Here is a 19774-nt window from a genome sequence, read left to right on the forward strand (position 1 = left end):
AATTAACCACTAGACTTGCCGATCATGAATCACATGGCCTCCCCCTCGCGCGAGCACTTGCAGGACATGGCCCGCGGTATCGGCCTGCGGCAGGTCCGCATCGTCACGGGGGCGATCATGTTCGCCTACCTGACCAGCCATTTCCTCAACCACGCGCTCGGCAATATCTCGACGCAGGCGCTGGCGATCGGGGTCTACTACCACACCGAGTTCTGGCAGTTCCTGCCGGTCGCGATCGTGTTCTACAGCGCCTGCCTGGTGCATACCGGGCTCGGCATCTGGGCACTCTATCAGCGCCGCGAGTTCCACTGGAAGGCGATCGAGCCGCTGCAACTCACGCTCGGCCTCAGCATCCCGATGCTGATCGTCGCCCACGTCGTCGGCGTACGGCTCGGCCAGACCCTGTACGGGCACGAGAAGCTCTACCCCCAGGAGCTGTACACCTTCTTCATCGCCTCGCCGAACCGGCTGTGGCAGATGCTGGCGGTGCTGGTGATCGCCTGGGTGCATGGCTGCATCGGCCTGTATTTCTGGCTGCGGCTGCGTCCGTTCTTCAAGCGCGCCGCGCCGTTCCTGCTCGCCGGAGCCGTGCTGATCCCGACCCTGGCGATGCTCGGCGTCTACCAGGGCGGCCGCGCCACGGTCGCGGATTATCAAGATCCCGACTGGCGGCGCGAGGAGCTGTCGGTGCAGAAGCTCGGCACAGCGGCGCAGGGGACCACGCTCGAGAAGATCACCGACGGCCTGACCATCGGCTATCTCGGCCTGCTCGGCCTCGTGCTGCTGGCGCGCGGCGCGCGGGCCCTGCTGGAGCGCCGCGGCGGCATGATCGCGCTGTCCTACGGCAACGGCCGCACGCTGCGGGTACCGAAGGGATTGAGCGTGCTGGAAGCAAGCCTGCGCTACAACGTGCCGCATGCGAGCGTCTGCGGCGGCCGCGCACGCTGCTCGACCTGCCGCATCCGTATCATCGGCGACCACGCCGGATTGCCCGAGCCCTCGCCGCGCGAAGCCTTCGTGCTGCACCGGGTCGGCAATGACGATCCGTCGATCCGGCTGGCCTGCCAGTTGCGGCCGACCGCCGACCTGAATTTCTTCCAGCTGTTCCTGCCGAGCACGACATCGGCCAACGCGCACGCCGCCAATCCGGCACGGGTCGGCCAGGAGCGCTATCTGGTCAGCATGTTCGTCGACATGCGCGGCTCGACGCAGCTTGCCGAGAAGCGGCTGCCGTTCGACACCGTGTTCATCGTCAACCGCTTCCTCGGCGCGGTGTCGCAGGCGGTGCTGGAAGCCGGCGGGCGGCCCAACCAGTTCATCGGCGACGGCATGCTGGCGCTGTTCGGGCTTGCCACCGACCGGCAGGTGGCCTGCCGCCAGGCGTTGCGCGCGGCGGCGCTGATCGCAACCCATATCGACGAGCTGAACCAGTTCCTGAGCCACGATCTGCGCGAGCCGATCCGCTTCGGCATCGGCATCCATGGCGGCGAGGTGATCGTCGGCGATATCGGCTATCGCGACCACATGGTGTTCACGGCGCTCGGCGATGCCGTCAACGTCGCGGCACGGCTGCAGGACATGACCAAGGCGCTGGCCTGCGAGGCGATCATCTCGGACGAGGTGCGCGTCACCGCCGGGCTGGCCGACGATGCCCTGCCGGCGCAGGAGGTCGCGATCCGCGGCCGCAACGAGCCGATGACCGTGCGCACGGTCGAAAAGACGCAGCTCTTATCGACGCTGGTCGACGACCGGCGTGCCGTCGCGGCCTGACCTGGTTCATCTCCGCTCCAACCCAATGTGACCTGCCGCACATCCGACGGTGCGTTCAGCAGAGATGCTCGAACGTGCCCGGTGCCGGATGCGACTGACTGGCGATGGGTAACACTGCAACCGCGCCGCGACAGAGCTCAACGCGCACCCGAAGGAGAAGACCATGTTTCGCAAAGTCACGCTCGCTCTCGCCACTGCCGCAACCCTCGGTGTCGCCGCGCTGGCGCCGACCGCAGCTTCCGCCAAGCCGTTCTTCTGGCATCCGCATCACCATCACTTCTGGGGTGGCCCGGGCATTGCCGTCGGCTTCGTCGACTCCGGCTGCTACGCCACCCGCCTGGTGCTGACGCCCTACGGCTATCGCTATCGCACCGTGAACGTCTGCTACTGATCGAACCTTCTACTTGGATGGAAACGCCCCGGTCGTCCACGCGACCGGGGCTTTTCGTTGTTGCGACGCAACGCTGCGAAAGCTCAATTGACTCGCGGTTGTCAGGTGCCACATTTGGACCGCGCGCATTCCATGATGCGAAGGCGCGCAAGGCAATCTGGGCCTGGTGATGACCGGCTCACGACAGAACAGCTTCGGAGGAAGCGGAATGCTCGATCGACGAGACTTGATGAAGCGCGCCGGATTGGCCGCTTTGGTGACGGGGCTGGGATCAAGGGGTGCATTCGCCCTCGACACCGTGACGCTGCCCTTTGGCAATGGCGAGCGCCCGCTGGTGCGCTACCCGCAAAAGCGCACGATGATCGGCCTGACCGCCCGCCCGCCGCAGCTGGAAACGCCGTTTGCGATCTTCAACGACGGCCCGATCACGCCGAACAATGCGTTCTTTGTCCGCTATCACCTCGCCGACCTCCCCTACAATCTCGATCCGGACAAGTTCACGCTGGAGATCAAGGGCAAGGTCGACAAGCCGCTGAAGCTGTCGCTGAAGGACATCAGGAAGCTGAAGGCGACCGATATCGTTGCCGTCAACCAGTGCTCCGGCAACAGCCGCGGCTTCTTCAGTCCGCGCGTCGCCGGCGGCCAGCTCGGCAACGGCGCGATGGGCTGCGCGCGCTGGCACGGCGTGCCGCTGAAGACCGTGCTCGACATGGCCGGCGTGCAGGCCGGAGCCAAGCAGGTCACCTTCAATGGCATGGACGGTCCGGTCAGCGACAAGACGCCGGATTTCGTCAAGGCGCTCGACATCGACCACGCACGCGACGGCGAGGTGATGCTGGCCTGGGGCATGAACGGCGAGGACCTGCCGTTCCTCAACGGCTTCCCGCTCCGCCTCGTGGTGCCCGGCTATTACGGCACCTATTGGGTGAAGCACCTCAACGAGATCACCGTGATCGACAACGTGTTCGAGGGCTTCTGGATGAAGTCCGCCTACCGGATACCGGATACGCCGAACAATGCGGTCGAGCCCGGCACCGCACCGAAGGCGACGATCCCGATCAATCGCTTCACGGTGCGCTCGTTCATCACCAGCGTTGCCGACGGCGCCAAGCTGAAGGCCGGCCGCACCATGTTGCGCGGCATCGCCTTCGACGGCGGTAAAGGCATCAAGGAGGTGATGGTCTCGACCGACGGCGGCAACAGCTGGACACCGGCCAAGCTCGGCAAGGACCTCGGCAAATACGCCTTCCGCGAATGGAAGTTGCCGGTGAAGCTCGCGGCCGGTCCCGCAGAGCTGAAGGTGCGCGCCACCAACAATGCCGGCGACACCCAGCCGATGGATCCGTTGTGGAATCCGGCCGGCTATCTGCGCAACGTCGTCGAAACCGTGCGCGTCACCGCAGCGTGAGGAGAAGCATCATGACCAGCAAGCTGCTTCCATCCCTCGCCGCGATCGCTGCGCTGTCGATCGGCGCCGCCATCGCCGCGCCCGTGAACTACACGGTCCCCGAGGAGACCGCGGCCTTCAAGCCGGGTCCCAACCTCGAGGTCGTGCAAAACAACTGCACCGCCTGCCACTCGGCCGACTACATCAAGACCCAGCCGCAGGGCGAGAAGTTCAAGAAGGATTTTTGGCAGGCCGAGGTGACCAAGATGATCAAGGTCTACGGTGCGCCGATCGACGAAGCCGACGTCGGCAAGATCGTCGAATACCTCTCCGCGACCTATTGAGACGCCGCCGGTCGATCCCCGCGCGCCGGCCGAAAAGGCAGCGCGCGGGACGATCGATCCAGTTCGGTACACCGGAACCGATCCGTTTTTGCAGCGCATCAATTGACCACGAAACGGGCAATCCGGCGTAAAACCCCTGCAAAGCGGGTTGTTTCCGGTCAAAAACACACCGTCGTTTGATCTACCCAGCTTTTTTCAAACTGCTATCCTGTCGTTGCGGACAAGCCGGTTTTTGCGGGGACCGACTGGTCTGTTTTCGATTGATTCCGCGGAGACGACTGGAATGCCCAAAGGTACAGTGAAGTGGTTCAACCCGACCAAGGGTTATGGATTCATCCAGCCCGCATCGGGCGGCAAGGACATTTTCGTTCATATTTCAGCAGTTCAGAAGGCTGGCCTTCAGACCCTCAACGAAGGTCAGTCGGTTGAATACGAAGAGATTGCAAATCGCGGCAAGACGTCAGCCGAAAACCTCAAGGTCTAGCGTCACAGCGCCAGATCCGGCGGCGCACTCTCGGACGCCATCCGGGAGTGGGGGCCGATCCACACACCAGACAACGTGACGTTCGGCGGGGCGGGCACGACGCCCGCGCGCCATGGCGTTGAACTATATGGCGTTGAACTATTTCGGCGGCCACCGCTCGCGCGCCGACGATTGCCTTTTGCGCCGGGAAGCGCGCGGCTGCGCATTGCAGCATCACAGGCACGTGCCGCTCTGGCCGTTGCCACACGGCACCCGCTTCGACAGCTGCTGAACCTTGCGCTTCGACTCGGCCTGCGCCAGCACGTCGAACACGCTTGACGGGGTGAGCTGCGTGGCCTTGCGGAAGTCCTCGGTCGCCTTGTCGACATGGTTGAGCGCCTCATGCGCCTTGGCGCGGGCGAACAGGCCCTCAACCGTCTCCTTCTGCGCAATCGCCCGGTCGAGATCCTCGACCGCCTTGTCGTAGTTGCGCAACGCTGACCAAGTGATGCCGCGCAATGTCAGCGCCGGCTGATAATCGGGCCGCGCAGAGAGGATGAAGTTGAGATCCTTCATCGAGTTATCCGGCTTCTTCAGCCCGAGATAGGCCCGGGCACGCAGCACATGCGGGAAAGCATCGTTGGGCGCCCGCGTGATGATCTGGTCGAAGGCGGCGATGGCGCGGTCGTACTGGGAGGAAGTCAGCATCGCGAGCCCGCGGCCGAGCTGTGCCGTCGGATTGTTCGGGCTTCGCTCCAGCACAGCGTCGATATCGACCAGTCCCTCATCTGCGCGGCCCTTGAGCATCAACGCGAGGCCGCGCCACGATTTGGCGATCAGATTGGTCGGCACCAGCGCCAGGGCCTGATCGAAATCCAGCAGCGCCTTGTCGAGCTGATTGAGGCCGATATGGGCGAGCCCACGCTCGGTGAAAGCGAGCGTCTCCTTGGGATTGAGCGAGATCGAATGATCGTAGTCGGCGAGCGCGTCCTGCACCTTGCCGGTGCCGGCCTTGACGAGGCCACGCGCCAGATAGGCCAACGAATTGTTCTGATCGAGCGTGATGGCACGGCCGGCGTCGGCCATCGCTTGATCGAACTGCCGCGTCCCGGCGGCATTGAGCGCGCGGGCCGCCAGCAGCTGCGGATCGTCCGGCTTGACCTTGAGCAGGGCATTGAGATCGTTGCGCGCGTCCGCCGACCGGCCGAGCTTTGAATAGGCCAGTGCACGCAGGCGCAGCGCAGCCTCGTTGCGGGGATCGCCGCCCAGCACCTGGGTGAGATTGGCAACGGCGCCTGCGTAGTTGCCCTGTGCGACGAGCTGCTTGGCCTGCTCGACCTGCTGGTTACCCGCCGCCGGCGCGGCTGGCCGCGCCGGCGACGCGCCTGGAGCCGGTGCGGCCAGCTGCGGCGGCGCGGTGCCGCCTGCTGCCTTGGCGAGTTCGGCCTGCATCGTGGCCGCCTGCTGGCGCTGCTGCTGGATCTCCTTGTTGTCGGGAAGAACCGTCAACAGTCGGTCGAAGTCGACAATCGCGCGGGCATAGTCACCCTTGGCGCTGTAGAGCTGGGCACGGGCGAAATAGGCGTTGCGCTCGGCCTGCGGCGCCTGCGCGATCGCACGCGAGAAATCCTCGATCGCTTTATCCATGTCGCCCTTGCGGCGATGGGCCTGACCCCGCCAGTAGAATGCATTCGGCGTGCCGGCGTTGACGGCAATCGCGGTGTTGGCGTCGGCCACCGCCGCATCGGGCTGTCCGGTTTCGACATAGGCCCGCGCGCGCCCGACACGGGCAGCGGGAAGATCCTGCCGCAACGTGATCGCCTGGTCGTAATCCGAGATCGCATCGCTCCAGGCGTGCTGGTCGGCGCGCAGATTGCCGCGCGCCAGGAAGCCGAACGGGTTCTTCGGCTCGAGCTCGATCGCGCGATCGAAATCGGCGCGGGCCTGATCCAAGCTGCCCTTGCGTTGCTGGACATAGCCGCGCGCGATCAGCGCCGGCACGAATTGTCCATTCAGCTGCACCGCTGCATCGGCATCGCTGAGGGCCTGATCGATCTTGCCGCGCGCGATGCCAAATCGCGAGTGGCCGGTGAAGGCCTTGGTGCGGTCCTCCGTGGAGCGTGCGGTATCGTTGATGATGCCCGAGCACGCCGCCTCGGCCTTGTCCGTCGGCGGCCCGCTGCAATCCTCGACATCGCCCGCGCGGGCCGGACCGGCGAGCACGGGCCAAAGTAGCAGCGCAAGCGCCAGCAGCTGTGGGAAACGAACGCCGCGGGAGGCGGCATCAATGCAGATCGAACGTGAACGCATATGGTAGCCTCGGGTTGACCGAATGCTGCCGGTGTTAACGCGTCACTTGGTTCTTATGGTGATCGGCACTGAACGTATTTCTTGGAACCATATCGTGCGAAGCTATTGTTCGAATCCTGGCATTCGGTTCCCAGCGTCACGCGGAACGCTATCCCTGCGATCAATGAGGATGGAACAGCGCGGAACGCGCAGCTGCGACGCTCAGCCGTTCAATCTTCCGTCACCCATTTGGCGACGGTCATGACATCAGGCGGTTGCAGATAGCCGCGGGGCCAGAGATCGACCGCCCATTCCACCTTGGTCGCGCGCTCGACGAGAACGGCGGTGTTGTGCGGCGTTTGCACCAACGAAAATCCGCGGTAGTGGGGATCCCCAACGTCATGAAACCTGAACAGGTTCCACGCCTGCATCACCAGCATCAGGCTGGTCGTGTTCCGCGTCGTGTCCCAGCAATCATAATTGTGTTTGTCGTCGTTGGCGCGGAAATCCGCTTTCGCCACGCGCTTGTCGGTGCCGAGGATCGGCCCCATGCGCCGGTCGAACCAGATCACGGCCTTTTGCACGGCCGCGCGTTCGGCGGCGGCATTGGCGCGGCCCGTGGCCATGATCTTGGCCAGGGCCGCCCGGTCGGCTGCGCTGAAGTCGAGCATCTCGCGACGCCGGCAGACGAAGCCGTAACAGACGGTCATCCCCGTCGCCGACGGCGGATAGATCGAGACCGAGGTGTAGAGCTGCATGATGCCGGAGCTGAGCTCGGCCGCGCGGGCCGGCATGGCCGACGGCAACGACAGCATGAGCACAGCAAGCGCGCCGGCAAATTCGGCCCGCTTCATTCGTATCGGCTGATCAGCGTCTTTCATGAACCACCGCCCCAACTCGACCAAAGGATTATCGCGGGTGTATCGCAATGCCAAGACATCCGGAGCATGGCTGTGGATCAGGCCCGTGCATGTCAGCCGACCGGCAGCGGCGCGTCGCGCTTGACTTCCTCCATCACCGCGTAGGTTCGCGTCTCGCGCACGCCCGGCAGCGCCAGCAGGGTCTCGCCGAGAAACCTGCGATAAGCGGTCATGTTGGCGACCCGCGCCTTGACCAGATAGTCGAAGCCGCCGGCCACCATGTGACACTCGAGCACTTCCGGCGCGGTCTGGACCGCCCTGGCGAACTTCTCGAATACATCGGGCGTGGTCTTGTCGAGCAGCACTTCGACAAATACCAGCAGGCCAAGCCCGAGCCGGTGCGGATTGAGCCGCGCGCCATAGCCCTCGACGAAGCCGTCGCGCTGCAGCCGCTTCAGCCGTTCGCCGACCGAGGTCGGCGACAGGCCGATCCTTTCCGCCAACTCCACATTGGCAATCCGGCCATCCCCTTGCAGGATCGAGAGGATTTTGCGGTCAGTCTTGTCGATTTCTGTCATATCTACGGTAATTCTCGAACTGATCCTGATTTTCTAAGGCAAATCTGCTAACTTGTCTATCGAACTACGGTTCACTAGCGCGTACGTGTTCCCACACAATCTCAAGGAACCGCCATGCCAGACCCGTCGCCGCTCCCGCCCCCGTTCAGTGCGCCCTACGCGCCCGACGACGCCGCCATCGCCGCCCGCCTGCGCCAGGACGCGAGGATTGGCGCTGAGGCGGAGACACGGATCGACCGCGCGGCAACCCGCCTGATCGAGGCAATTCGGGCCAATGACGATCCGCTCGGCGGGGTCGAGGACATGCTGCGGGAGTTCGCGCTGTCGACCAAGGAAGGGCTGGCGCTGATGGTGCTGGCGGAGGCGCTGCTGCGGGTACCGGACGCGCGCACCGCCGACCAGTTCATCGAGGACAAGCTCGGCCAAGGTGACTTCGTCAACCACGAGACCAGATCGAGCGCGTTCCTGGTCAACGCCTCGGCCTGGGCGCTCGGCATGTCGGCCCGCGTGATCCAGCCCGGCGAGACGCCGCAGGGCACGATCGGGCGGCTGACGAAGCGACTCGGTGCGCCGGCGGTGCGCGCCGCGACACGGCAGGCGATGCGGCTGATGGGTAGCCATTTCGTGCTCGGCGAGACCATCGAGGCGGCGCTGTCGCGCGCGCAATCGCACACGGCGCGCGGCTCGCGCTATTCGTTCGACATGCTCGGCGAGGGTGCGCGCACCGCCGACGATGCCCATCGCTATTTCGAATCCTACGCCCGCGCGATCGAGGCGATCGGCAAGGCGGCCGGCGACCAGCCCCTGCCCGACCGGCCCGGCATCTCGGTGAAACTCTCCGCGCTGCATCCGCGCTTCGAGGCCGTGAGCCACGCGCGGGTGATGACCGAGCTGGTGCCGCAGCTGATCGATCTCGCGCGCCGCGCCAAGGCATTCGACCTCAACTTCACCGTCGATGCCGAGGAGGCCGACCGGCTGGAGCTGTCGCTCGACGTCATCGCCGCCGCATTCGCCGACCCCTTGCTCGCCGGCTGGAGCGGCTTTGGCCTCGCAATCCAGGCCTATCAGAAGCGCGCCGCCGACGTCATCGACTATGTCGATGCGCTGACGCGTGCGCTGGATCGCAGGATGATGGTGCGCCTGGTCAAGGGCGCCTATTGGGACACCGAGATCAAGCGCGCGCAGGAGCGCGGGCTCGACGGCTATCCGGTGTTCTCCCGCAAGGCGATGACCGACCTGAACTACGTCGCCTGCGCGCGAAAGCTGCTAGCGCTGCGGCCGCGGTTGTTTCCGCAATTCGCCACCCACAACGCGCTGACGGTCGCGACCATCCTCGAACTCGCCGACGATCCCTCAAGCTTCGAATTCCAGCGGCTGCACGGCATGGGCGAAGCGCTCTACGCCCAGCTCGGCGAGGACAGGCCCGAGATCGCCCACCGCACCTATGCGCCGGTCGGCAGCCACCGCGACCTGCTCGCCTATCTGGTGCGGCGGCTGCTCGAGAACGGCGCCAACTCGTCCTTCGTGGCGCTGGCCGCCGACAATCGCGTGTCCATCGTGGACCTGCTGCGCCGCCCGGCCGAGATCGTCGGCACCGACGACAAGGCGTCGCACTCCGCGATTCTGTTGCCGGCCGAGCTTTATTGGCCGCAGCGCGAGAACTCGCACGGCATCGAATTCGGCGAACGCAAGGCGCTCGGCGCGCTGACGTCAGCGATCGCGGCCGAACGGAAGGCTTCGCCTTCCGTCACGCCATCAACCACCGAGCAGGCGAATGCCGCCGTTGCCGCGGCGCGCCGCGGCTTCAAGGCCTGGAACGCTACGCCGGCCACAAAACGTGCGGCGATCCTGGACAAGGCCGCGGAGCTGCTCGAGCAGCGCCGCGCCCATTTCCTCGCTCTGCTGCAAAGCGAGGGCGGCAAGACGCTCGACGACGCGCTATCGGAAGTGCGCGAGGCGATCGACTTCTGCCGCTACTATGCCGCGCTGGGGCAAAAGCTGTTCGGCGAAGGCGAGACGATGCCGGGCCCGACCGGCGAAAGCAATGTGCTGGAGCTGCACGGCCGCGGCGCGTTCGTCGCGATCTCGCCGTGGAATTTCCCGCTCGCGATCTTCCTCGGCCAGGTGACGGCGGCATTGATGGCGGGCAATGCGGTGATCGCAAAGCCGGCCGAGCAGACGCCGCGCATCGCAGCCGAAGCCGTTGCCATGCTGCATCAGGCCGGCGTGCCGCCATCGGCGCTGCATCTGATCCAGGGCGACGGCGCGGTCGGCGCCGCGCTGGTGGCGCATCCCACCATCGCCGGGGTCGTCTTCACCGGCTCGACGGAGGTCGCGCGGTCGATCAACCGCACGCTCGCCGCCAAGGACGGCCCGATCGTGCCGCTGATCGCGGAAACCGGCGGCATCAATGCCATGATCGTCGACGCCACCGCGCTCCCGGAGCAGGTCGCCGATGACGTCGTGACCTCGGCGTTCCGCTCCGCCGGCCAGCGCTGCTCGGCGCTGCGGCTGTTGTTCGTGCAGGACGACGTCGCCGACCGCATGATCGAGATGATCGCGGGCGCCGCGCGCGAATTGAAGATCGGCGATCCCTCCGAACCGTCGACGCATATCGGACCGGTGATCGATGCCGACGCCAAGCAGCGGCTCGATGCGCATATCGCGCAAATGAAGCAGGAGGCGCGCGTGCATCTCGCCGGCGAGGCGCCATCAGGCAATTTCGTCGCGCCGCACATCTTCGAACTGTCGGCGGCCGGGCAATTGAAGGAAGAGGTGTTCGGCCCGATCCTGCATGTGGTGCGCTACCGCGCCGACAAGCTCGGCGAGGTGCTGAGTGCGATCGAGGCGACCGGGTTCGGGCTGACGCTCGGCATCCATTCCCGCATCGACGACACGATCGAGCACGTGATCGACCGCCTCCAGGTCGGCAATATCTATGTCAACCGCAACATGATCGGCGCGGTGGTCGGCGTGCAGCCGTTCGGCGGCAGCGGCCTGTCCGGCACCGGCCCCAAGGCCGGCGGCCCGCATTACCTCGCGCGCTTCGCCACCGAGCAGACGATCACCATCAACACCGCCGCCGCGGGCGGCAATGCGGCGCTGATGGCGGGGGTGGAGTAATACTCATCACCGACATGTCATTCCGGCATGGTGCATGGGCGCCAGGTCCGGAATGACTTGGTTGCATCGTGCCCCCCAGATGGGTCAAATGGCGGTCCGATCGGGATCATTGCTTGCGATAATTCCAGCTACCGGAAAAACACCAACAAGCGCCACGGGAGCGACGGCACGATGGAAAAAGGCATTTTTGACGGGCTCAAGGTCCTGGACTGCGCGAGCTTCATCGCGGCACCCGCGGCCGCCACCGTGCTGTCCGACTTCGGCGCCGACGTCATCAAGATCGAGCCGCCCGGCGCCGGCGATCCCTATCGCAATCTGCCCAATCTGCCCGGCTATCCATCGAGCGAGCACAATTTCGCGTGGATGCTGGAGGCCCGCAACAAGAAGAGCCTCGCGCTCGACCTCACCAAGCCTGACGCGCAGCAGGTGCTGTACAAGCTCGTCGCCGAGGCCGACGTGTTCATCACCAACATGCCGCCGCAGGTGCGCGCAAAGCTCGGCATCACCTACGACCATCTTGCCCATCTCAACGACCGGCTGATCTACGCGTCCTTCACCGGCTATGGCGAGAAGGGCGAAGAGGCCAACAAGCCCGGCTTCGACTCCAACGCCTATTGGGCCCGCTCCGGCCTGATGGATCTGGTGCGCGCCGACGAGGAGACCACGCCGGCCCGTTCCGTCGCCGGCATGGGCGATCACCCCTGCGCGATGGCGTTCTACGGCGCGATCGTCACCGCGCTGTTCCAGCGCGAGAAGACCGGCAAGGGCTCGCACGTCTCGACCAATCTGATGGCCAACGGCGTCTGGGCCAATGGCGTGCTGGCGCAGGCCAAGCTCGCCGGCGCCAAGTTCAAGAAGCGCAAGCCGCGCGAAGAGGCGCTGAACGCGGTCACCAACCACTATAAGTGCAAGGACGGCCGCTGGCTGATCCTGTCGCTGCTCAACGAAGACCGGCAATGGCCGACGCTGGCGCGCTGCATGGGCCGCGAGGACCTCGTCGCCGATGCCCGCTTCGCCACCAAGGCGGACCGCCACGCGCGCTCGGTCGAGTTGATCAAGATCTTCGACGAGGTGTTCGCCGGCAAGGACCTCGCCGAATGGCGCAAGATCCTCGACGGCAACGGTCTCGTGTTCGGCGTCGTCGGCATCCTCGACGACATCCCGAACGACAAGCAGATGATCGAGAACGAGGTGCTGGTGCGCTTCGAGAACGACACCATGCTGACCGTCAACAGCCCGATCTTCATCGACGGCGCGAGGAAGGTGCAGCCGCGCAAACCGCCCGAGGTCGGCGAGCATTCCGACGAGATCCTGCGCCAGGCCGGCTACGACGAGGCCACGATCCAGAAGCTGCGCGCGTCGGGCGCGGTGGCGTAGCGAACTAACCACCTTCGTGAGTGGCCCGGATGGAGCGAAGCGAAATCCGGGACAAGTCTCGCAATCGGATCACGCAATCCCGGATTTCGCTTCGCTCCATCCGGGCTACGAGGTCAGCGAGCATTCCATCGCAGGCATCCAACGCCTAGGAAGCTATCTTTTTCATCCAGGCCCAGACCAGGACCACAACGATGATGCCGAGGATGACCGCGAGCCCGATCGCCCAGCTGCTGACGCGGACGGCGCTGACCGCCTGACGCTCGGCCTCGTTGGCCGCAATCTCGCGGTCGCGCTGCTTGTCGTCCTCGGGAGCACTCATCGGCCGGTCTCCGCTCAAGGCTGGCTGTTCGGGGCATGGTCGCGACGTGGAATGTAGCATCGAATAATGACGCGCAGCCGCTCCGGTTCCGGCGGAAATCACCGGCCCTTCACGAAGCACATGCCGATGCGCGAGGCCTTCCCGGCCACCTGGCAGGCAAGGCCGTCGGCGCAGGTCCAGCCGCGGAAGCTGCGGTCGGTCTCGGCGGGCCTCGCGCCCGGCAGATAGCAATGCGCGCCCCAGCCGTCGCTATATTCGGTGCCGGCAAGTTCCGCGCTGCCGCGCTGCTGCGGCCGGTTGGAGAAGCCGCGCGAAAAGTCCGGCGCCTTGCCGTCGCGGAAGCTTGCGAGGATATCGCGGCGGCGAGGCTGGTCGCCGAAGAAATGCGGCGAGGCCGGCACCACGGTGGAGTTCGACGGCTTTGCCGCCATCCAGTCGACGCCGGGGAAATGGAAGCCGCCGATGCCGCGGGTCTGGTGGCAGCCCGCGCAGGTGACATCGTTGAGGCGCCGCTCGAAGCCGGCCAGCGACTGGATGTTCTGCAGCTTCGTTCCGTCGGCCGCAGCCTTCTGCAGGGCGCCGACGACGTCATCATCCGAGAACACCGCATTGCCGGCCGTGCCCTCGCCCTGCACCATGCCGAATTCGGGCTCCAGCTCGCTGACATCGAAACCGGTCGGCGTCGGCGCGACCGCTACGGTCGCGAGGAAGCGATCGGGGATCAGCAAGGTGCCGCGATCGAGCTCGGCAAAATGCTTGGGGTCAAGCAGCCACGCCTTGAAGTCGCGCCTCAGTGCCCCGTCCGCCAAAATGCGGTCGCGATCGATCTGGTTCTCCAGCGGCGCTTCGGCAAAGCGCTTTGCCGCGCCGTCATAATCGAACACTTTGAGCAGATAGTCAGTGCGGAAATCGCGCACCGCGGATTTCGGCGCGTGCGCGATCTGCAGATTGGTCTCGATACGATCGATATTGCGCGCATCGATCAGGGCGAGCGGACCATCCTTGCCGAGCAACTTCTCTATCGCCGGCGGCGCGCTGCCGGTCGCGAGCCAGCGCCGCGCGATTTCGCGGCAGCCGAGCGATGCGTCGTTGCCGTCGCCCTTCGCCTTCAGCACGAGGTTCAGCGTCATCGGCAGCCGTTGCGACACCGCGTTCTCGCCGATCGGCGGCACATCGGTACGGGTCAGCCGGTAGATCAGCCGGATCTCGCCGCAATCTTTCGGCGCCACATAGGCGCGGTCCATGCGGTTGACGATGCCTGACAGCACGAAGCGGACGTCGGGGGATTCAAGCAGCGCGCGATCGAACAGCTGAAACGCAAAGCCGTCGCCGACGCCAATGCTCTCATTCGGCAGGCTTGCCTTATGCTTTGCGACGTAGCGATCGAACTCGCGATCCAGCGCCTCGCGCACCGGAACCATCGCGGCGAGCCCGAACAGACCGCGGTTGGACAGCGGCGTGTCGGCGGAACGCTCTGGGGCGAGCATCCGGCCGAGGCTGAAGCGGCCGTGGTCGAGCTCGCGCAGGGTGGCGGGATCGATAACCGCCGCGCCGCGCTCGAGCGCGCGATCCTCGGCGGCACGTCCAGGCGCGGCGCCGCAGAGCAGAACGGACATCACCAGAAGGCATTTCAGCGCGCGGCTCATGCCCCCACTAACACCGCGCGGCAAACCCTATTCAAGAAAAAAGGCGCTTCACATCGTGGTGAAGCGCCTTGGTGTTGTCGTGTTGCGGAGATCATAGCGTTTTCGAGCGAAGTGGACCCCGGTTCGCGTGAAGAAAACGCGTCCAAACGACGAGCTGGAGCTTCGGTTCTGATTCAGTCAGAACCGAAAATGCTCTAGTGTCCTGAACCAAAAGTTCATGGCATTTTATGCCTTGGCGGGCAGATTGTAAGCGCAGAAGCGTTCGATTGAGCCGAGAATGTCGTCAGCTGATTTGGTCCATCGGAACGGCATTGGGTCAGCGTTGTGATGGTCGATGAAGGAGGCAATCTCGGCCCGTAGCGCCGCCACACTGCGATAGATGCCGCGCCTAATCTTACGCTCGGTGATGAGTGCAAAGAAGCGTTCGACCTGATTGAGCCAGGATGAACTGGTTGGCGTCAGGTGGACGTGCCAGCGCGGCCTCTTTGCCAGCCAGTTGCGGATCAACGGCGTCTTGTGGGTTGCGTAATTGTCCATGACGAGGTGGACGTCCAGATCGTCTGGAACCGCAGCTTCGATCTCATCGAGAAACTTGCGGAACTCTTTGGCACGATGGCGTCCATAGCATTTGCCAATGACCCGGCCGGTTGCGACGTCGAGGGCGGCAAACAGCGAGGTGACGCCATGGCGTTTGTAGTCGTGACTACGGCGCGCCGGCTGGCCAGGTCGCATGGGCAGCATGGGCTGGCTGCGATCCAGCGCCTGGATTTGCGACTTCTCATCGACACACAGTACGATGGCGCGCTCGGGCGGAGCTACGTAAAGGCCGACGATGTCGCGAACCTTGGCGACGAAGTCGGGGTCGGTTGAGAGCTTGAAGGTCTCCAACCGATGCGGCTGCAAGCCGAAAGCGCGCCATATACGCTGTACTGTTGAGACTGACAGCCCGCTGGCCCGCGCCATGCTGCGCGAACTCCAGTGGGTGGCCCCGGGAGGCTGGGTCTCAAGGGTGCGAACGATCACCGCCTCGATCCGGGCATCCTCAATCGTGCGTGGCGTCCCCGATCGCGGCTCGTCCCAAAGACCTTCAAGCCGATGCTCGGAGAACCGCCGCCGCCATTTGCCGACCGTGTCGGGATCGACAGCCAAACGGGCCGCCACGACCTTGCTCTGCTCGCCCTCAGCACAGGCCAGGACGATCCGAGCCCGCAGTGCCAACGCCTGAGCAGTGCTTCGACGCGACGCCAACGATGTCAACTCAGCACGTTCCACCTCATCAAGCTCCAGCGGAGCAAAGCGCCGACCCATCGCCAATCCTCCCCAAATCAGGAGAGTCCGCTATCATCGAGTCGATTTGGAGTCCGCCGAACTTTTGATTCAGGACACTAGCGCGAAACGATCAGGCCCTTGCTGGTGACGACCACCCAACGGCCATCCTGCTTGCGGATGGCGTCGACACGGCCGAGGCCCGGGACGGGGTCGCCGGCGTAAACCTCGTAGATGCCGCCGCGGCCCTCGATCAGCGCGCCGCCATTGCCGACGTCGCGCAGCGACCAGCCGTCGACCACCGGCAGGCGGCCGACCTCTGGCCTGGGGGCGGCCGGCGCCGCCGCGGCAGTCGCCGGGGTGATCGAGCCCGTGACCTCGCGGGCGGGCGTCGCCGCGGCGACGGTGGTCTGCGGCGCGGCGCGGAGCTTGTCGACCGCCTCGCTGAGCTTGTTGAGCTTGGCCATCGGCTCGGCCTGGGCCTTCTCGACCTTCTCGATCCGGTCGCTGGCCTTACTGAACTGGGCCTGGCCGGCCTTGGCGGTCTGCTCGACGCTGGCCTTCAGCGCGGCGACCTCGGATTCGATCCGGGCGAGCGCGGCATCGGCCGCTTCCTTGTTGGCGGCGGCGTCCTTGGCAGCCACATCCCTGACGGAAGCAGCGGCGGGGGCGGCAAGGTGGCCGAGCCCCGCGGTCGCGAGCGCACCGCCGATGGCGCCGGCCACGGTCGCCAGAGCGATCACCGCGGCCATCGCCCCGATCCGGCGCGTGCCGGCCGGCTTGCCTGCCGCCTTGGCCGCCTGTTCGGCGCCTGGCCTGGATGCCGTCGCCTCATGGTCCCAGGTGCGGTCACCCGGCGCCATGATCATCAGCTTGCCCGGAAAATGCGGCTCTTCCCGCTTGCCGGTCGCGACCCTGGGCACGTCCATATTGGTCGGCTCGACCTTGGCCTCGACCTTCGGCTCGATCATGGACTCGATCTTGGGCTCGATCTTGGGCGGTTCAACCTTCGAGGGTTCAACCTTGGGAGCGTCCATCCGGGGCGCGTCCGCCTTTGGCGACGTCTCTTCCTGCTCGGGCGCAAGCCGGGGAGCTTCGACACCGGTCGCGGCCATCACGGGCTCGCTTTTCGCCGCCATTTCGGCGCCGGTTTGACCGCTGACCGGCTCGCTCTGCTGCTCACTCACGTTCAAAGTCTCCAGACTAGGTTGACAATTCGGTAACTTTTATTGCTTGCGAAATGGTTACCCCGCTCCGCCATTACCTAAATTTTAGGGAGTTTTCCGGGCCGGATTTGGGCGATGCTGCCCTGCGGCAATCTGCGCCGCTTCCGTTTGCGCGCGGCGCTTTCCCGATTAACATACCGTCATCTTCCAGCCAGAAGGCAGGAGAGCACCATGACGATCGAGAAATGCATCAAGGAATTTGGTGTCGATGACGTCATCTTTGAGGAAGGCTCGACCGGCCGCGAGCTGTTTGTCGTGCTCGACGGCAAGGTCGACATCGCCAAGATCGATCGCGGAAACAAGACTGTTATCGTCAGCCTCGGCAAGGGCGAGTTCTTCGGCGAGATGGCCGTGATCGACGGCTCGGCGCGCTCGGCGACCGCCATCGCCTCCGCGCCCGCAACGCGGGTGATGCGGATCAACCACGCCCGCTTCGTCTATCTGGTCAGCCAGCAGCCGGCGTTCGCGCTGATGGTGATGGATGCGCTCTCGAAGCGCCTGCGCGCATCCAACGCGGTCACTTACCGGACGGCGGCAACCCCATGAGCGACCGCAAGCCAAGCCCGTTCAAGACGCTGTTCGACGCCGAGGTCGCAACGCTGATCCAGGCCGCCGACGACGTCTATCAGATCCGCTTCAAGAACCGTGCGGCGAACGCCTATCTGGTGCGCGGCAGCAAGCGGACCATCATGATCGACGTCGGACTGTCGAGCAATTATCCGTCGCTCGTCGCCTGTCTCAACCATCTCGGGGTGACGCCCGAGATGATCGACATGGTGGTGCTGAGCCATGAGCATCTCGACCACATCGGCGCGGCGTACCATTTCCACGGCAGCGCCTACATCGCCGCGCACCGGCTCGCCGCCAACAAGATCATGCTGCGCGACGATTTCTCGATGCTGCGCAAGATGTTCAACGAGCCGAACGTGCCGATCGATATCGACATCTGGCTCGAGGAAGGCAACCTGATCGACCTCGGCAATTTCCGCCTCAACGTGATGTACACGCCCGGCCACACCTCGGCCTGCATCACGCTGTTCGACCAAGACAAGGGCCTGCTGTTCGCCGCCGACACGCTGATGCCCGGCGGCGTGATGGGCGGCGTGTTCGGCTCCGGCTCGATCGCCGACTATATCCAGTCGCTGGAGCGGCTGAAGGGCCTCAACTCGAAGATCCTGCTGTCAGGACATGGCCGGCTGTCCGACACGCCGCAGGACGATGTCCGGATCGCGCTGCAGCGCTCGCACGGCCTGCTCGAGGACACCGCGCAACTGTTCGATGCACTCGATGCGCGCTCGAATTTCGAGCCGATCATGCAGTCGGTGCGCGACCTCAACAAGCTCGACGATTGAGCTCAGTTCCTCCCCGTCGTTGCGAGCCAACGGGTCGCAATGACGTTCGGGCGACCGAGCGCCTTCACATTTGACAAATCCGCGCCCGGCCTGTTCAACAGCGGCAACAACAACGTTGAAGAAACAGGGAGCGAGGATCATGAAGCTTTACGACTCGATCGGACCCAATCCGCGCATCGTGCGCATGTTCATGGTGGAGAAGGGCATCGAGATACCCAAACAGACCGTCGACCTGCGCAAGGGCGAGAACCGCGAGACGGAACACCTGAAGCGCAATCCGCACGGCCAGATGCCGGCACTCGAGCTCGACTGTGGCAACTACCTCTCCGAGATCACGGCGATCTGCGAATATCTCGAGGAGAAGCACCCCTCGCCGGCGATGATCGGCACCACGCCGGAAGAGCGCGCGGAATGCCGGATGTGGACACGCCGCGTCGATCTCAACATCGCCGAGCCGCTCGCCAACGGTTACCGCTTCGGCGAAGCGCTGAAATTCTTCGAAAAGCGCATTCCCGTTGCGCCCGAAGCCTCGCCCGGCCTGAAGATGATCGCCGCCAACCGCATCAAATGGCTTGACGACCAGATGGCCGACGGCCGCGACTACATCTGCGGCAAGCGCTTCACGCTCGCCGACATGCTGCTCTATTGCTGGCTCGATTTCGGCAACCAGGTCGGCCAGCCGCTGGACCAGTCGAACGCCAACATCGTCGCCTGGTTCAACCGCGTCGGCGCGCGGCCATCGGTGAAGGCGTAGACGCTCTCTCTACCGTCATTCCGGGGCGCGCGTAGCGCGAACCCGGAATCTCAAGCCATTACCTCTGGATTCCCCGATGCGCGATTGCGCATCTGAGGGTCGATGCTCTCGCATCGCCCCGGAATGACGAACTCAAATCACCACCGGCTTGTCCGGCAGCTCATTCGGGCCGGCGGGAGCCGGGAAATGCTTTGCCAGCTCGCACGACACCGCCTCGATCCCCTTGATCACGCCCTGCTCGAACTGGCCTGCCCGAAAGTCCGTTTCCATCGTGCGGCAGATCGCCTCCCAGCCGGCATGGCCGACCTTCGCGTCGATGCCGCGGTCGGCGACGATCTCGACGTCGCGGTCGGCGAGCAACAGATAGATCAGGACGCCATTGTTGTGATCGGTGTCCCAGATCCGCAAATGCGAGAACACGTCGAGCGCGCGCTCCCGCGCCGGCTGATTGCGGAACAGCGGCACACCGTCGAGCGCGCCCTCGACGACGAAACGGATCTGGCCGGAATGAGTGGCCTCGCCGGCCTTGATCGCTCGCTCGATGGCGTCGAGCACGTGCGGCGGAAAATCACGCCGCACCCGCCAGCGGTGCTCGAGCAGATGCTTGCCGATGCGCTTGATGCCCATGC

18 protein-coding genes are annotated in these 19774 nt (G+C 65.0%); 10 read left to right on the top strand and 8 right to left on the bottom strand.

From position 1 onward, the window contains the following. Nucleotides 1-24 precede the first annotated feature (24 nt). The 5 genes from ACVIHF_RS26155 (at nt 25) to ACVIHF_RS26175 (ending at nt 4376) form a co-directional block, all read left to right on the top strand. On the top strand, nt 25-1770 hold the full coding sequence (locus tag ACVIHF_RS26155) for an adenylate/guanylate cyclase domain-containing protein (RefSeq protein WP_375166685.1): 1746 nt from the start codon (nt 25-27) through the stop codon (nt 1768-1770). 163 nt (nt 1771-1933) lie between these two features. Next, the gene (locus ACVIHF_RS26160) at nt 1934-2161 is read left to right on the top strand and encodes a hypothetical protein (RefSeq protein ID WP_229192994.1); all 228 of its coding nucleotides are present in this window, start codon (nt 1934-1936) and stop codon (nt 2159-2161) included. Between the two features lie 208 nt (nt 2162-2369). Continuing rightward, complete coding sequence (gene sorA / locus ACVIHF_RS26165) at nt 2370-3569, top strand: SorA family sulfite dehydrogenase catalytic subunit (protein WP_456792767.1); 1200 nt, start codon at nt 2370-2372, stop codon at nt 3567-3569. A gap of 11 nt (nt 3570-3580) precedes the next feature. After that, nucleotides 3581-3892 (top strand): SorB family sulfite dehydrogenase c-type cytochrome subunit, encoded by a 312-nt coding sequence (sorB, locus tag ACVIHF_RS26170; RefSeq protein ID WP_050386875.1) that lies wholly within the window; start codon nt 3581-3583, stop codon nt 3890-3892. A 283-nt stretch (nt 3893-4175) separates the two neighbouring features. Beyond that, entirely contained in the window at nt 4176-4376 is a 201-nt protein-coding gene (locus ACVIHF_RS26175; protein ID WP_057019268.1) for a cold-shock protein, read from the top strand. 213 nt (nt 4377-4589) lie between these two features. Here the strand turns inward: ACVIHF_RS26175 and ACVIHF_RS26180 are convergent, their stop codons facing one another. The 3 genes from ACVIHF_RS26180 to ACVIHF_RS26190 all read right to left on the bottom strand — a co-directional run bounded on the left by ACVIHF_RS26180 (nt 4590) and on the right by ACVIHF_RS26190 (nt 8082). Then, the gene (locus ACVIHF_RS26180) at nt 4590-6665 is read right to left on the bottom strand and encodes a tetratricopeptide repeat protein (RefSeq protein WP_456792768.1); all 2076 of its coding nucleotides are present in this window, start codon (nt 6663-6665) and stop codon (nt 4590-4592) included. Nucleotides 6666-6874: 209 nt separating this feature from the next. Further along, nucleotides 6875-7498: a hypothetical protein gene (locus ACVIHF_RS26185; RefSeq protein WP_456794124.1), complete on the bottom strand. Its 624-nt coding sequence runs from the start codon at nt 7496-7498 to the stop codon at nt 6875-6877. 119 nt (nt 7499-7617) lie between these two features. After that, nucleotides 7618-8082 (bottom strand): Lrp/AsnC ligand binding domain-containing protein, encoded by a 465-nt coding sequence (locus ACVIHF_RS26190; protein ID WP_018273295.1) that lies wholly within the window; start codon nt 8080-8082, stop codon nt 7618-7620. Between the two features lie 114 nt (nt 8083-8196). Between ACVIHF_RS26190 and putA the strand changes: the two genes are divergently transcribed. Together putA and ACVIHF_RS26200 are read left to right on the top strand one after the other, a co-directional pair. Next, complete coding sequence (putA, locus tag ACVIHF_RS26195) at nt 8197-11205, top strand: bifunctional proline dehydrogenase/L-glutamate gamma-semialdehyde dehydrogenase PutA (RefSeq protein ID WP_456792769.1); 3009 nt, start codon at nt 8197-8199, stop codon at nt 11203-11205. 171 nt (nt 11206-11376) lie between these two features. Beyond that, nucleotides 11377-12582 carry a CaiB/BaiF CoA transferase family protein gene (locus ACVIHF_RS26200; RefSeq protein WP_225646481.1) on the top strand — a complete coding sequence of 402 codons (1206 nt, stop codon included), beginning with the start codon at nt 11377-11379 and terminating at the stop codon, nt 12580-12582. Between the two features lie 145 nt (nt 12583-12727). Here the strand turns inward: ACVIHF_RS26200 and ACVIHF_RS26205 are convergent, their stop codons facing one another. The 4 genes from ACVIHF_RS26205 to ACVIHF_RS26220 form a co-directional block, all read right to left on the bottom strand. Further along, nucleotides 12728-12901: a hypothetical protein gene (locus ACVIHF_RS26205; RefSeq protein WP_456792770.1), complete on the bottom strand. Its 174-nt coding sequence runs from the start codon at nt 12899-12901 to the stop codon at nt 12728-12730. 98 nt (nt 12902-12999) lie between these two features. Further along, nucleotides 13000-14547 (bottom strand): hypothetical protein, encoded by a 1548-nt coding sequence (locus ACVIHF_RS26210; protein ID WP_456792771.1) that lies wholly within the window; start codon nt 14545-14547, stop codon nt 13000-13002. A gap of 225 nt (nt 14548-14772) precedes the next feature. After that, a complete protein-coding gene (locus tag ACVIHF_RS26215) occupies nt 14773-15855 on the bottom strand; it encodes an IS630 family transposase (RefSeq protein ID WP_253604297.1) in 1083 nt (360 codons plus the stop codon). 77 nt (nt 15856-15932) lie between these two features. Further along, complete coding sequence (locus ACVIHF_RS26220; RefSeq protein WP_456792772.1) at nt 15933-17006, bottom strand: hypothetical protein; 1074 nt, start codon at nt 17004-17006, stop codon at nt 15933-15935. Between the two features lie 204 nt (nt 17007-17210). On the opposite strand from ACVIHF_RS26220, the gene ACVIHF_RS26225 reads away from it, so the two are divergent. From ACVIHF_RS26225 to ACVIHF_RS26235, 3 genes are all read left to right on the top strand, one after another. Then, entirely contained in the window at nt 17211-17585 is a 375-nt protein-coding gene (locus tag ACVIHF_RS26225; protein ID WP_018273297.1) for a Crp/Fnr family transcriptional regulator, read from the top strand. Then, complete coding sequence (locus tag ACVIHF_RS26230; protein ID WP_028334939.1) at nt 17582-18391, top strand: MBL fold metallo-hydrolase; 810 nt, start codon at nt 17582-17584, stop codon at nt 18389-18391. Before ACVIHF_RS26225 ends, ACVIHF_RS26230 begins: the two co-directional genes overlap by 4 nt. Nucleotides 18392-18530: 139 nt before the next feature. Continuing rightward, nucleotides 18531-19145 (top strand): glutathione S-transferase family protein, encoded by a 615-nt coding sequence (locus ACVIHF_RS26235; protein WP_253607263.1) that lies wholly within the window; start codon nt 18531-18533, stop codon nt 19143-19145. A gap of 132 nt (nt 19146-19277) precedes the next feature. Here ACVIHF_RS26235 and ACVIHF_RS26240 read toward each other — a convergent pair whose 3' ends face one another. Continuing rightward, complete coding sequence (locus tag ACVIHF_RS26240; RefSeq protein ID WP_456792773.1) at nt 19278-19772, bottom strand: TPM domain-containing protein; 495 nt, start codon at nt 19770-19772, stop codon at nt 19278-19280. Between the last annotated feature and the right edge of the window lie 2 nt (nt 19773-19774).

Source organism: Bradyrhizobium sp. USDA 4506 (assembly GCF_054058795.1).